Source organism: Thermoflexus sp. (assembly GCF_025055495.1).
GTDB lineage: Bacteria > Chloroflexota > Anaerolineae > Thermoflexales > Thermoflexaceae > Thermoflexus.
In genome coordinates this window covers 1-12,878 of sequence record NZ_JANWXB010000254.1, presented here as the reverse complement: position 1 = coordinate 12,878, position 12,878 = coordinate 1, and the positions used below count along the sequence as shown (strand labels likewise).

At 64.3% G+C, this 12,878-nt stretch carries 13 protein-coding genes and 1 riboswitch; of the genes, 6 read left to right on the top strand and 7 right to left on the bottom strand.

Annotation, left to right across the window (positions count from 1 at the left end; genetic code table 11):
* Nucleotides 1–12: 12 nt before the first annotated feature.
* Nucleotides 13–1,155: a thiamine ABC transporter substrate-binding protein gene (locus NZM16_RS08390; protein ID WP_295479904.1), complete on the bottom strand. Its 1,143-nt coding sequence runs from the start codon at nt 1,153–1,155 to the stop codon at nt 13–15.
* A 181-nt stretch (nt 1,156–1,336) separates the two neighbouring features.
* Nucleotides 1,337–1,987: a thiamine diphosphokinase gene (locus tag NZM16_RS08385; protein ID WP_295479902.1), complete on the bottom strand. Its 651-nt coding sequence runs from the start codon at nt 1,985–1,987 to the stop codon at nt 1,337–1,339.
* A gap of 225 nt (nt 1,988–2,212) precedes the next feature.
* A riboswitch (TPP riboswitch) is annotated at nt 2,213–2,389 on the bottom strand.
* 297 nt (nt 2,390–2,686) lie between these two features.
* Here NZM16_RS08385 and NZM16_RS08380 point away from each other — a divergent pair.
* On the top strand, nt 2,687–2,953 hold the full coding sequence (locus NZM16_RS08380; RefSeq protein ID WP_295479900.1) for a glutaredoxin family protein: 267 nt from the start codon (nt 2,687–2,689) through the stop codon (nt 2,951–2,953).
* 78 nt (nt 2,954–3,031) lie between these two features.
* Nucleotides 3,032–3,367: a co-chaperone GroES gene (locus NZM16_RS08375; RefSeq protein ID WP_295479898.1), complete on the top strand. Its 336-nt coding sequence runs from the start codon at nt 3,032–3,034 to the stop codon at nt 3,365–3,367.
* Between the two features lie 117 nt (nt 3,368–3,484).
* Here NZM16_RS08375 and NZM16_RS08370 read toward each other — a convergent pair whose 3' ends face one another.
* The gene (locus NZM16_RS08370; RefSeq protein ID WP_295479896.1) at nt 3,485–4,474 is read right to left on the bottom strand and encodes an ABC transporter substrate-binding protein; all 990 of its coding nucleotides are present in this window, start codon (nt 4,472–4,474) and stop codon (nt 3,485–3,487) included.
* A gap of 914 nt (nt 4,475–5,388) precedes the next feature.
* On the opposite strand from NZM16_RS08370, the gene NZM16_RS08365 reads away from it, so the two are divergent.
* Nucleotides 5,389–5,904 carry an FHA domain-containing protein gene (locus tag NZM16_RS08365; protein WP_295479894.1) on the top strand — a complete coding sequence of 172 codons (516 nt, stop codon included), beginning with the start codon at nt 5,389–5,391 and terminating at the stop codon, nt 5,902–5,904.
* Between the two features lie 324 nt (nt 5,905–6,228).
* Here the strand turns inward: NZM16_RS08365 and folP are convergent, their stop codons facing one another.
* The 4 genes from folP to NZM16_RS08345 form a co-directional block, all read right to left on the bottom strand.
* On the bottom strand, nt 6,229–7,611 hold the full coding sequence (gene folP / locus NZM16_RS08360; protein ID WP_295479892.1) for a dihydropteroate synthase: 1,383 nt from the start codon (nt 7,609–7,611) through the stop codon (nt 6,229–6,231).
* Nucleotides 7,589–8,077, bottom strand: a complete 489-nt coding sequence (locus NZM16_RS08355; protein WP_295479890.1) for a 6-carboxytetrahydropterin synthase — start codon at nt 8,075–8,077, stop codon at nt 7,589–7,591. The genes folP and NZM16_RS08355 overlap by 23 nt, the downstream gene beginning before the upstream one ends.
* Before the next feature lie 97 nt (nt 8,078–8,174).
* Nucleotides 8,175–9,311 carry a glycosyltransferase family 1 protein gene (locus tag NZM16_RS08350; protein WP_295479888.1) on the bottom strand — a complete coding sequence of 379 codons (1,137 nt, stop codon included), beginning with the start codon at nt 9,309–9,311 and terminating at the stop codon, nt 8,175–8,177.
* A 249-nt stretch (nt 9,312–9,560) separates the two neighbouring features.
* Nucleotides 9,561–10,226: an adenine nucleotide alpha hydrolase gene (locus tag NZM16_RS08345; RefSeq protein WP_295479886.1), complete on the bottom strand. Its 666-nt coding sequence runs from the start codon at nt 10,224–10,226 to the stop codon at nt 9,561–9,563.
* A 678-nt stretch (nt 10,227–10,904) separates the two neighbouring features.
* On the opposite strand from NZM16_RS08345, the gene fabG reads away from it, so the two are divergent.
* The 3 genes from fabG (at nt 10,905) to nusB (ending at nt 12,586) form a co-directional block, all read left to right on the top strand.
* Nucleotides 10,905–11,654, top strand: coding sequence for a 3-oxoacyl-[acyl-carrier-protein] reductase (gene fabG / locus NZM16_RS08340; protein ID WP_295479884.1), 750 nt, complete (start codon nt 10,905–10,907; stop codon nt 11,652–11,654).
* A 115-nt stretch (nt 11,655–11,769) separates the two neighbouring features.
* The gene (locus NZM16_RS08335; RefSeq protein WP_295479882.1) at nt 11,770–12,147 is read left to right on the top strand and encodes an Asp23/Gls24 family envelope stress response protein; all 378 of its coding nucleotides are present in this window, start codon (nt 11,770–11,772) and stop codon (nt 12,145–12,147) included.
* Complete coding sequence (gene nusB / locus NZM16_RS08330; RefSeq protein ID WP_295479880.1) at nt 12,107–12,586, top strand: transcription antitermination factor NusB; 480 nt, start codon at nt 12,107–12,109, stop codon at nt 12,584–12,586. Before NZM16_RS08335 ends, nusB begins: the two co-directional genes overlap by 41 nt.
* Nucleotides 12,587–12,878 lie beyond the last annotated feature (292 nt).

Here is a 12,878-nt window from a genome sequence, read left to right as displayed (position 1 = left end):
GGGATCAACCGCTCACCGCAACATGAGATCCGTCCACTCCTGGATCCACCGCTCCCGGTTGGCGTCGATCCGCGTCGGGTCCATCCGGGCGGGCTCCGGCGGCACCTCCGCGAACTTCTGGAAGAACTCCGGCAGCCGCGCCTTCGGGTGAACCGGGAACACAAACATCTGCATGGGAACGTCCTCCTGGAAGCGCAGGCTGATCATAAAGTCCATCCACCGCTCCGCCAGGTCCCGGTTCTTCGTTCCCTTCAGGATCCCCGCGAACTCGATCTGGCGGAAGCAGGTGTTCTTCCCCAGCACGTTCCCCGTCGGCGGCTCGGTCAGCTTCCCCTCGCTGAAATACACCTCCGCCGCCGGGCTGGTGGCGTAGCTCACCACGATCGGGCGGGTCCCCGGGCTCCCCGCCGCGCCGCTGAACTCCTTGAAATACGCATCCTCCCACCCCTCCGTGATCTTCACGTCGTTCGCCTTCAGGGCCCGCCAGAAGTCCAGCCAGCGCTCCTCCCCGAAATACACGATCGTGGTCAGCATAAAGGCCAGCCCCGGCGAGGACGTCGCCGGGTTCTGCACCACCAGCAGCCCCCGGTATTCCGGCCGGATGAGATCCTCCAGGGTCTCCGGCGGCTTCAGCCCCTTCTCCCGGAAATACTTCTTGTCGTAGTTCAGGCACACGTCCCCGTAGTCGATGGGGATCAGGCGATACTCGGGATCCAGGAGGAACTCCTGGGGGATCTCCTCCAGGCCCTGCGGCCGATACGGCTCAAAAAGGTCCTCCCGGATCGCCCGGCTGAAGAAGGTGTTGTCCACGCCGAAGAAGACGTCCGCCAGCGGCGCCCCCTTGGCCAGGATCGCCTTGTTGAGGGCGGTCCCCGCGTCGCCGGCCTTGAGGATCTGAACCCGGACGTTATACCGCTGCTCAAACTCCCGCAGCACCTCCTCGCTGACGTTGAAGCTGTCATGGGTCATCAACACCAGCTCCCGCGGGCCGGAAGGGGTCGGCGTCGGCGTGGCGGGAACCGGGGAAGCCGTCGGAACCGGGGTGACCGTCGCCGGAACCGAAGTCGGCGTCGGCGGCACCGTCGGCGTGGCACACGCCGCGATCAGCGCCGTCAGGAGCATCCATCCCCGAAGCCATCGATAGCCGCGTCCCATGGGTGCGCCTCCTCCGCTCGATTTCCTCGAGAATTGAATGCCGGGATTTGCCCCGTTCGTCTCCATGCGGGGCTCTGGGGACAGAGCCAGACGCCAAGGACGCTCGGCTCCGTCCCCAAAATGGGCATTGGATTCCCCGCTCCCCACGGCCCAAAGGGCTTCGGAGAGAGAAGAGGATGCCTCATCCGGGCTCCCCCCGCTCATGGATCACCAGGAGAAGCCCACGACGAGCCCGGACGCGAGCCCGGGGAGCCACCATACGATTGCTGATCCCCAGAGTGGATCCGAAGGGCAGAACGCCCTCCTGTAACGGATAGAACAGGCCCTCCAGCGTGACGCCTTCCACGTCGCCGGTGAGCGGGATCAGGGAGACCCGATCGCCAGGCTCCCCCTCGATCCATCCCTCCCCCCGGAGAACAAAAGCCTCCCGATCCGCGCCCATGAACCGGACATCCCATCCTGCCCACCGGGGATGGGCCAGCAGCAATAGGGAGGCGATGGTCTGGTCGAGCCGCGATCCCCAGGCGCCGAACACCCGGATGGAACCGCCCAGCTCCCGAGCGCGCTCCAGGGCCAGCTCCAGGTCGGTGGCGTCCTTGTCCACCGGGTGGCGCTCGATCGGCGCCCCGGCCTGCTCCAGCCAAGCCTGCGTCTCCGGATCCATCGAATCCAGGTCGCCGATCACCCGGTGGGGGATCACCTCGATGGCCCGAAGATGCGCCGCCCCGCCGTCGGCAGCCAGGATCCATCGCGCCCGGGAAGCCATCCGACGCAAGGCTTCTCGATCGACTTCGCCCCCCGCCACAATCAGGATGATCTCGGGTTCGCTCATCGGACCCTCCAGCCAGGATGAGGGATCGGACCGCATCGCCCCGGAAGGATTCCAACAGCGGTCTTCCGAGCGCCAGGGTCTCACCCGAAAGAGACCCGACCTCCATCGCTGTCGAGGATCTTCATAGATAGATGGGCTTTCCCTTCCGAATCCCTGGGCCTTTGGGTGTGGGCGTGAAGGAAAGGGGATCGCGCACACGAGGCAGACGAGGTGACGAAGCGCGAGGGTCGACCCCATCTCCCTTCCCTCCGCCGGTATGACCCGGATCAGGTTCAAGGGGTCGGCGCCGGGCACGAGCGGGGAAAGAGACACCGCAGGCCTGTTCGCCTGCTTTCCTTCCCCTCTCCCCTCATGAAGGCGCCCTCTCAGCCTGCTTGCCCGCAGACTCCCCCGGGAAACGATCATCTTGCAGTTTATATCCAACTCGATGGGCCGTCAAAAAGGCCCGAAAGGAGAAGCAAGGCGAGGATGGGGAGATAGACGGCGAAGTCGCCCATCCCACCACCTCAAACTTTTCCTGCCCTGTTCCCCGCGCCGTCCCCATCGATCCCCTCGCCCCGCGATGCTTCGGGCCGTGGAGCAAGGGAGTGAAAGGCCTCGAGAGGAAGCGAACGGCGCAACTCCCGCATGTTACGAAAACCGCCCGGTTGCATCTAACGAAAAGGGAGGACGCTGGAACGATCCGCCGGAGGAGGGACGATGGCTGGGACAACCCAATGGCCTCGGGTGATCATCTTTGTCACGCCCAACTGCCCCTGGTGCCGCGCGGCCAAGGAATATCTTCGGCAGCGGGGCGTTCCTTTCAAAGAGGTGGACGTCAGCCGGGACGCGGCGGCGGCCCGAGACTTGGTGCGCCGAACCGGGCAGATGGGCGTGCCCGTGCTGGATATCGGTGGTAAAATCGTCATCGGCTTCAATCGGCCTCAGATCGATGCCCTGCTGGGGCTGAACAAGGGGAGGAAGTAAGATCAAGCGCGGGGCGGGCAGCGGAACAGCCCGCTTCGCGCTTCCATCCTTTAGCTCATAATTCGGGAGGAAGCAGCGATGGCGGAAGAGCGTTTTCCATGGCAGCCGTTGGGTAGCCGAGTGGTCATTCGCCCGGTGGAACAGGAGAGCCGCACCCCGAGCGGCCTGATCATCCCGGAGACCGCCAAGGAGAAGCCCCAGGTCGGGGTCGTGGTCGCCGTGGGCGACGACGAGTCCATCAAGGTTCGGGTCGGCGACCGGGTGCTGTTCCCGAAGTATTCGGGAAACGAGGTGAAGGTGAACGGCGTGGATTATCTGATCCTGGACGCCAACGATCTTTTGGCCTATGATACCGAGACCCGCGCGGCGCTGCCGGAGGAGAAGCCGGCGAAGAAGCCGCGACGCAGGGGCTGAGAACCGATCGACGGTTTCATCAGGCGGAAAGCGGTTGGGTGGCACACGGATGTGCTGCCCAACCGCTTTCCGGGAATAACCCTTCCCGCAAGATCCGGAGGGTGGGATGAGGCAAGCTTAGTGGGGGAGCCAGGATCCCCGTTCCAGAAACCACGCCGGATCTTTCCTCAACTTTCCCTGCTCCCACTTCCAGGTTCCGGTTTTTCCCTCCCACTGGAAGGCTGCGCGCGTTTGCATTTGCATCAAAACCCACACCAGGTCGTATCCCAGCGGTGCGTAGGGGCCTGGGGTTGCTCCCAGGGCGATCGCCCGATACGCCTCCACCCACTCCCGATCCTCCATGGAACGGGTTTCCGCCACTATCCATACTTCTCCGGCGTTCTGCAACAGCCTGGAATCTGGATGCAACAGCCCGGGCCCTCCCCACAGCGGCCCTTGCCAGCCCTCCCGTCGCCAGCGCCGTGCAGCTTCCGCCGCATGGACCGCCCGGCCATCGAAAAGAACTGGCTCCTTCCCCTGAGGAGAGGCCTCCTCCCAGTGGGCTTCCCGCACCACCCACCCCCGTTCGCGGAGAAGCCCGGCCAGTTCCGGTCCGAACCACTGCTCCTCTTCGTCGCGAGCGATCCACAGGCTTCGTTCCCCCTCGGGTGGAAGCGCCTGAAGCAACGCCTCCACCATCATCCGCTGATCCGGAGCCGTGGGCAGCGCACCTTCTGGAATCCGATCCGCCGGGAGAAGCGGCGCGATCAGCGGAATCCCAGCGGCCCGATAAATGGGCGCAGCGGCTTTCGTGGTCGCCGGACGGAAGTGGCCGATCACGGCCATCAAGCCGGGATGCGACGCGATCTGGCGAGCTCGCTCCTGCGCCAGGGCCGGATCCCCCTGATCATCAAGGGCCACCAGCATAACGAACGGCCCCTGGGGATGGGCCGCGTTCCATGCCCGCACAGCCAGTCGCGCCCCGAAGATGACATCGTAACCGATGGCTCGATCCCGCCCTTCGAAGGGGGCGACCAAGCCGATATATACGATCCTCGCTGGCCGACAGGCGATCCCCCCCAGAAGTCCAGAGATCGCAAGGAGGAGAATCCCGAGTCCTCGTCCCACGCCGCTTCCTCCAGAAGGGGCCTCGAAAGCGGAGGAGAGCTTCGTCCCTCTTTACCTCTCCCCATAGCTCGAAGGGCCGTAGGAAGGGGAGAAGGAAACCTTTGCGGGCGGAAAGGAACGGCCCATCGGCCCCAAAACCTCGATACACATAACCCGAGTATATTAGCGCATGTCCAGCCTTCGTGCAGGCCAGAGAGCGAACCACCGGATGGCCGGAAAGGGCCCGATCCCCCCTTTCCACGCCCCTTTACGGCGCAGTGACGAGGGCTGAAGGGGGTGGCGGGACGAGCGGCGAAGCCATCCGCCCTCTCATCCCAGACTTCTACCTGCAACCGGGTCCAGCGATCGGTCCGATGCTGGAACCTCTGGACGTTGGATAGACGGGCCCTCTACCAGGCCCCTCGAGCCTCCTCCCGCATAAAGGGCCAGCCCCTCCCTAAGGCCCTTCAGGCCGCAGAGAAGGATTCCACCGCCCGAAATCAGAGGACTTTTGGCCCATTCCTTCTCGATTTTCACCAGGGTATAATTGAGATAACCTGACGCAACTTCTTTTCCCATCAATCCGGTGTTTTGATTGCCAGATGCGGAAGGCTTCTATACCTGAAGTAGGGGTTACGCGGTTGGGAGCCGGCTAAGCGCAGCGGAATGACCCACCCCCCTTATCTCCTCTCCCCACGGTCCAAAGGGCTGTGAGGAGAGGGGATCCAAACATGTTGGGGGTGGAGCTGGGTGCCCTCAGCCCTTGGCTCCGCCCTCAAGCCCCGGGTGAGGGACCACGTGGCTCCTATCGGAAATTCTTGGGATCGATGGGGCTACGGGAGGCAGCCCCCCAGATCGGAGTTCCCTTCTCCCCCACCGCCCCTCGGGCTGTGGGGAGGGGATTTGCGATCTAAGTGGGGATTGGGAAGGCCATCTTGCAGGAATTTGCTCCGTCCAGGAGTCTCTATCCATCCCAGATCATCGAGCGCGAGATCATGTCCGAGCTCAACCCGCTTGAACTGGAGTCCGCGAAGGAAGGCGTTTCTCCTGAGGTCGAGCGCTGGCAGACGGCACCTCTCGCGGAGGGAGAAGCTGGGCTGGAAGAGCTCCCTCCCGCAACGCCCGCCGCGCTGCTACGCCTTCGGATCGCCCATACCGGCCGCAGGATCGAAGTGCGCTCTCACCAGACCTGTGAGATCGGGCGATCAGATCCCAGTTTGGGGCTCGCTCCGGATCTGGATCTCTCCCGGGAGGGTCCGGAAGCGATCTGGGTCTCCCGCCGCCATGCGAGGATTTTCTATCACGACGGCCACTTCTACATCGAGGATCTGGGGAGCACGAACGGAACCTATCTCAACAACAAGCGTCTGGTCTCGGGGCTCCCCTATGCGCTTCAGGACGGCGATGAGCTGCGCTTCGGGCGGATCATCGCCCATGTGCATATCGAATAGAGCGAAGCCCATGGGCGATTCTTCGACAGGGCTTCGCTGCTGATCAGTGGGGCACTGGGCCGAGGGCCCTTTTCCTTTTCTTCCTTCAAGTGGCCCGAGAGGTTGCGGGGAGTAAATGAGGGGGCTGGGGAGACCGCCTGAGCCCCCAAAAAGCACAGGGTCGGGCGACCAGCGATCAAATCAACAATCGGGGAACGTCACTGTCTTCAATGGTTGGGAGCGGCAGAGCCGCCCTCGGGGATCCGCCTGCCCTCCAATCTCCTGGACCAAGGTTGCTCTCATCGCCCCCCCGGCCCAGAGCCTCCATATCTCCTCTGAGAGCCCTTAAAGCCACGGAGGCCCCCGACGGACGATCGCATCGGTCATGCGAGCGACGCGGAGGATCGGCTCGACGTCATGAACCCGAACGATGTCCGCCCCGCGCACGATGCTGACTGCCACGACCGCCGCGGTCCCCTCCAGCCGCTCCTCCGGGGGCAGATTTAACGTGTAGCCGATGAACGACTTGCGGGAAGGGCCCACCAGGATCGGGAAGCCCAGCTCCCGCAGTTCCTCCAACCGATCCACCAGCTCCAAATTCTGGGCGACCGTTTTGCCGAACCCTAACCCCGGGTCCAGGATCATTCGATAAGGGGGGATTCCGGCCGCGCGAGCAGCTTCCACTCGTTCCATCAGGTGAGCACGCACGGCGGCCACGATATCCCCGTGCGCTTCCCCTTCATAACGGGCCCCCAGATGCGGATCCCGCACCACCGCTTCTCGCCGGCTCCGATTGTCCATCAGGATGATGGGGACGCCGAGCTCCGCCGCGGCCTCGGCCATCTCCGGATCCGCTTCCATCGCCCACACATCGTTGATGAGATCGGCCCCGGCCGCCACTGCCGCGCGGGCTACACAGGCCTTATAGGTGTCCACGGAAATCGGGCCCAGGCCCTCCGCGGCCAGCCGCTCGATCACCGGCAGCACCCGTCGCATCTCCTCCTCAGCCGACACCGGCTCAGAGCCCGGCCGCGTGCTTTCCCCCCCGACATCCAACAGGTGCGCGCCGGCTGCCTTGAAGCGCCGGGCCTGATCCATGGCCATCTCCACCCAGTTCGGCCCCTTCAAGAGGCCGTCCCCCGAGAAGGAATCCGGCGTGATGTTCAGGATCCCCATCACCAGGGTCTCCCGGCCCCAATAGAGGAAGGCTCGGCCGGCCCGCATCGGCGCCCGGGCCCAGCGGCGGATCCCCGTGGAAGGCTGCTCCGCCGCCAGCGCCGCGGCCGTCCGTCCCAACCGGGGATGAACCCAGTCGGGGGCGACTTCGGCCAAGGGGATCAAAACAAAGGCTCGCTCGGCCATCCGAGGATGGGGAAGGATCAGGGCTTCATCTTCCAGACACAAGTCATCGTAGAACAGCAGATCCAGGTCGATGAGGCGGGGTCCCCAGCGGGGGCCGGGCGCTCGCCCCATCCCCGTCTCGATCGCTTTGCAGACGTCCAGGAGCGCCCGGGGAGACAGATCGGTGGTGCCGATGCAGACCGCGTTCAGAAACCACGGCTGATCAGTATATCCCACCGGCTCCGTCTCGTAGAACGAGGAGACGGCCTCGATCTCCACCCACTCCAGAAGGCGCTGGAGCGCCTCCCGCAACGCGGCATCCCGATCCCCCAGGTTGCTCCCCAGGGCGATCCCCACCCGGTGCTTAAGACGTCGCAGCGGCGGCATCGATCTCCTCCCGATAGGTCGCGCTTTGCCCGAACGATTCTTCCACCTCCACTTCCAGAGCCCGCAGGCGGAGGTTGGAAGGAAGGCGCGCCCGCAACTGGCCGGCCAGGTGTCGGGCCAGCCACTCCGCCGACGTGTTGGGGATGGGCAGGATCCGCACATCTTCCAGAGGGAAGAGATAACGCTTGCCGTCTACTTCCGCCTCCACCGTCTCTTCCCGGAGCGTCAGGCGGAGGCGGGGATGCTCGGCCGGGAGCAACACCCGATGATCCAGTTCATCCACCAGCGCTTTCACCAGGCGCTTCAGGGCTACGAAATCCATCACCATATCGTCCTGCAACTCCCCCTCCAGGGCCACGGCCACCCGGTAGTTATGACCATGGAGCGGCTCGCTTCCCTTCGGGAAGATCATAAAATGTCCAGCGCAGAACACCAGGTGATCCTGGGAAACTCGCACGCGATCCATCTCCACCTCCAGCGGAATTCCTCGCTTTCCCGCGGCATTCGGAGCCGCCGCAAGGGGAACCGTGATTTGAAGAAGCCGGGCCATCGGCCGGGGGTCTTCACACCGGCCCAGCGCCTTCCAGGATCTCCGCCGTGCGCCGCGCGCAGGCAACCCACGTGAAAGCAGCCGCCCGCCGAAGCCCCCGCTCGCGCAACGTCTGCCCCAGCGTGGAATCCACCAGCACAGCGATCAGCGCCCCGGCCATCCCCCGCGCATCTTCGGGGGGGATCAAATAGGCGGCATCCCCCACCAGCTCCACCAGCGCTGGGATCTCCGAGGCGACCACCGGAACCCCACAGGCCATCGCCTCCAACACGGGCAGGCCGAACCCCTCATAGCGGGAAGGATACAGGAAGGCAGAGGCGCCCCGATACAGCGCTGGCTTGTCCTCCTCCGCCACCGGCCCGATGGTCCGCACCACCGCCTCAATCCCCCACGCCCGGGCCAGAGGCCGGGGGTCCACGAACAAGCGGCTCGAGCCCTCCGGCAGGCGCCCGGCGATGACCAGGGGGAAGTTCTCGCCGATGGCGTCCTGAGCCCAGGTGTAAACCGCCAGGAGCGTCTCGATGTTCTTCCGCCGATCGAAACCGCCCAGATAGAGCACATATGCAGGCGGCAGGTCGTATCGGTTCCGCGCCCGCGCATCCCCCACCGGGTCCGGGCGCGGGGTGAAGCGCTCGGACACGCCCAGAGGAACTGCGGTGACCCGCTCCGGCGGCAACCGGAATCGTTGAAGCAGATCCCGCCGGGAAGCCTCGGAATCCGTAAGGATATGCGCGGCGCCCGGGGTGGCCGCTGTAACCAGAGCGGTATACAGCCGGGCGGCAAAGGTCGCCCGATATTCCGGGAACCGGAGCGGGATGAGATCGTGCACGGTGACGATCGTCGGCGCCGGCGCGCGAAGCGGCGGCGCCCAGTAAGGCACGAACAGCCGTTCCGCCCGCCAGCGGGCGGCCGCCCCTGGCAGCGCGATCTGTTCAAACCAGAGTTTCTGAAAATCCGATGGAAGCCGCGGCAGACGGATTCGAACCGGCTCCACGCCTTCCGGCAACGGGCCGGCCCAGCCTTCCGGGACGGCCACACCCACCGTCCAGCTCGGCCGCGCCTGAGGGAGATGCCGGAGGATCTCCCAGGCATACTGACCTGTCCCCGTCGCCGGATGCTGAAGGAACCATCCGCTGATCAGAAGGCGCATCGACATTCGCGATCCGAACAAATCCCGGAGCGATGCAGGTGGGCGCCGGTCGGACGAGGTGGAAAGGCCTTATCCCCCTGCGTCCCTCATGAGAAGCGAGCAGCAAAACTCCCGTAAGCCTTTTGGACGGGTTTGGACTGGACTTTGGACTAACTTGCAGTTTCTCTCTCAGGCTTGGCCCTCCTGCCGCAGAAAGCTCAGGGCACTTGGTGTAGGCCTGCTTGTCCAAAGTCCAGTTTTGGAGAAGGCTCATCCCTCTCCCATCCAAGGGATCAAATCCTGAAACCAGAAACCGTCTCGGAAAACCGCCTCCCCCAGTGTGAAATCCACTGGACGGCGGAACCCAGGTCCATCATACACGAAGGTATGGAACTCCCCATTCTCCCCGGCCGGATCCACCTCGGCCGGTAAATCGGCCAGGAAGGCGAGATCCAGCGATCGCCCCAGGAACTTCCGATCCAAGCGGTTTCCATCAACGCAAACCGTCACGGCCTGGAAGCCCAGGGCGATGAACCGCCGGACCAGATCCCGAGTGGGCTCGCCCCAGAGAGGGAACAACACGTCCACCCCCAGGGGAAGCAGATGGCGAAGCCGATAGGCCCGGATTTCCTCCAGGAATAAGTCCCCGAAGGCGAACCGACGGATCCCCCGCTGCATCAGGCGACGGGTCGCCTCCGCCATTCGCTGCTCATAAACCTCATTGGGACATGGATGGGGAAGCCAGACTTCGTGGACCGGAAGGCCCAGAGCGGCAGCCTGGGCGTGGATCAGGGAGCGGCGCACGCCGTGCATGGTCACCCGATCGAAGGCCTCATTCAGGGTAACCAGCAACACCGCCACCGCTTCTCCCCGCTGCCGCAACGCGTGCAGCGCCATCATGCTATCCTTCCCACCACTCCAGGCCAGCGCGATCATAGGCGCATCCTTCCTGCGTGAAGTAGAAGGAAGTCCAGGCTTGCCCTTTTTTCTGCGCTTCCTGCACCTCCCGACAAAACCACCAGAGATCGTGCCGCCTGGAACGAATCGCGCTACCCGATTCGCTATCCATTGAAGAACATCATCCTGATGACTACCTCAAAATAGGCTCCGGCGCAAGAACGGGGTGGGGGACAGGCACAGGGGCCCATCCCTACGAAATGTGCGATGCGCCATGTTATTCGTAGGGGCAACCCCCTGTGGTTGCCCGCGATGGGCAACCACAGGGGGTTGCCCCCCGTGACGGTCCGAATGGGGCAGGCACGGGGGCCCGCCCATGCAGGGTAGGCACAGGGGCCTACCCCTACAATCGTCTGCAGGGGCAACCCGCTATGACGAAAACCGGGGCCTGATCGTGGCAACCGGTCGCATATGGTATTTTGTAGGGGCAGCCCCCCGCGGCTGCCCTTCCCTCAACAGACACAGGACCCGGGGCAGGTCCGGTTGATGTAAAATCCTCAAAGGCGGACCGAGCCTACAGGACGTTCCCGTGCGATCTGTCCGATTCGGCAATTGAAATCCTTGGATCCTCTCATAGGGTTTGGGGGCAAGGCGGGTGTCGAAGATGGTCCGTCCCCCAAGCTCCTCTTTCAACCCAGAACCGCGGAGGAATCATCGATGGGGAACCTGGAAGGCCGTGTGGCCGTGGTGACCGGGGCCTCCCGGGGGTTGGGACGGGCGATCGCCCTGGAGCTGGCTCGACGGGGCGCCCGCGTCGTGATCAACTATCGCCAGAATGAGGCGGCTGCCCGTGAGGTGGTGGACGCCATCCAGGCCATGGGCGGGGAAGCCATCGCCGTCCAGGCGGATGTGAGCCGTTATGAGGAAGCCGAACGGTTGATCCGCGCCGCCTTAGAAGCGTTCGGGCGGGTGGATATCCTGGTCAACAACGCCGGGACCACGCGAGATAACCTGCTGGCGCTAATGAAGGAAGAGGACTGGGATTTCATTCTGACCACAAACCTGAAGAGCGCTTTCAACTGCACAAAGGCCGCCCTGCGGCCGATGATGCGGCAGCGCTATGGGCGGATCATTAACATCACTTCCATCGCCGGCCTGGTGGGCAACGCCGGGCAGACCAACTACGCCGCCGCGAAGGCCGGGCTGATCGGGTTCACCAAATCCTTAGCCAAGGAGGTGGGCTCCCGCAACATCACCGTCAACGCCGTCGCCCCTGGCCTGATTCCAACGGATCTCACCGAGCCGTTGCCGCAGGAATTTAAGGAGGCCGCGCTGCGGATGACCCCGCTGGGGCGGTTGGGGACCCCAGAGGATGTGGCCTGGGCCGTCGCCTTCCTGGCATCCGACGAGGCTGCCTTCATCACCGGCCACGTCCTCACAGTGGATGGAGGAATGACCTGCGTGTAGGGATGGGCCCATGGCCTGCCCTGGCGGACTGCATCGCGTGCCGTATCATCTATAGGGGCGCCACGCGGGGCCCTAAACACTCCATGGGTCCCATGACGCGGAGGTCGAAACACCCATGAAGCCAGAGGAAATCCAAGAAATCGTCCCGGGGCGTATCGTGGTGGCTCCTCAGGTGTTACAAGACATCATCCGTCAAACGGTCGCTCAGGTCCCCGGCGTCGCCCGCCTGGCGGAAGCACGAGTTGGACCGTGGGCGCTCTCCGGCGGCGTGCGCTTGACCGTGGTCGACGACCGGGTGCGCATCGACCTGGCCCTGGTGGTGCGCCCAGACGTCCGGTTCCGCGAGGTTGCCCGACAGGTTCAGGAGGAGGTCACCCGGGCCATCCGTGACCTGACCGGCCTGGAAGTGGCAGCGGTGAATGTCCTGATCGCCGATGTGGAGGTGGAAGAGCGTGGCGCGTCGCAGGCCTCCGGATCGAGCGAACGAGCCTGAGGGGACCCGTCAAGCGCGGGAAGGGATCCCTCTAATGCGCCGGGCCCGTATGGTGGCGCTGCAGGCGCTTTACGAAATCGACGCCGCGGGCCATCCGCCCGGGGAAGTGCTGTCCGCCCGGTTCCAGATGGAGTCGCTTTCAACGGAGGCCCGAGCATTCGCCCAGGAGCTGGTGACCGGAGTGCTGGCCCATCAGACAGAAATCGACCGCCTGATCCAGCGCTACGCCCCGGCATGGCCGGTGGCCCAGATGGCCCTCATCGACCGCAACATCCTTCGGATAGCGATCTATGAGTTCGTTATCGCGCGACGGACCAGCCCTGCTGTTGCCATCAATGAGGCCGTTGAGCTGGGGAAGCTCTTTGGCTCCGACAGCACGCCGCGTTTTGTCAACGGAGTGCTGGGGAGCATCGCAGAGGAAATCGCCGGCGAACCATGAGGGAAGGGAGTTCAGTGAGACCGCCGAAGACGGTCCCACCGGCCCTTGTAAATTACCCAGGGAGTTGGCAACCGGACGGTAACCCCTCCGGCCGGCAGGGATCACCCCTGTTTACAGAATTTTCTTGGGGAAGGGCCGTCGAAGGCGGCCCTTCTCACCATCTCATTTGAACCGGAGATTGAGGGAACCGAAGCCAGCCCGGAAGGCAATGGCCCCTCCCCTCTTTCTCCCCCCTCTCCACGGCCCAGTGGGCCGTGGAGAGGGGAGAAAATATCTTTCGGGGGCGGTGCGG

Bases quoted from the DNA above. Each gene is read 5' to 3' on its own strand.
- NZM16_RS08345 (WP_295479886.1), bottom strand. From the start codon at position 10,226: ATGATCGCGCTGGCCTGGAGTGGTGGGAAGGATAGCATGATGGCGCTG.
- NZM16_RS08375 (WP_295479898.1), top strand. From the start codon at position 3,032: ATGGCGGAAGAGCGTTTTCCATGGCAGCCGTTGGGTAGCCGAGTGGTC.
- NZM16_RS08335 (WP_295479882.1), top strand. From the start codon at position 11,770: ATGAAGCCAGAGGAAATCCAAGAAATCGTCCCGGGGCGTATCGTGGTG.
- NZM16_RS08385 (WP_295479902.1), bottom strand. From the start codon at position 1,987: ATGAGCGAACCCGAGATCATCCTGATTGTGGCGGGGGGCGAAGTCGAT.
- folP (WP_295479892.1), bottom strand. From the start codon at position 7,611: ATGCCGCCGCTGCGACGTCTTAAGCACCGGGTGGGGATCGCCCTGGGG.
- NZM16_RS08390 (WP_295479904.1), bottom strand. From the start codon at position 1,155: ATGGGACGCGGCTATCGATGGCTTCGGGGATGGATGCTCCTGACGGCG.
- NZM16_RS08380 (WP_295479900.1), top strand. From the start codon at position 2,687: ATGGCTGGGACAACCCAATGGCCTCGGGTGATCATCTTTGTCACGCCC.
- NZM16_RS08350 (WP_295479888.1), bottom strand. From the start codon at position 9,311: ATGCGCCTTCTGATCAGCGGATGGTTCCTTCAGCATCCGGCGACGGGG.
- NZM16_RS08355 (WP_295479890.1), bottom strand. From the start codon at position 8,077: ATGGATCGCGTGCGAGTTTCCCAGGATCACCTGGTGTTCTGCGCTGGA.
- fabG (WP_295479884.1), top strand. From the start codon at position 10,905: ATGGGGAACCTGGAAGGCCGTGTGGCCGTGGTGACCGGGGCCTCCCGG.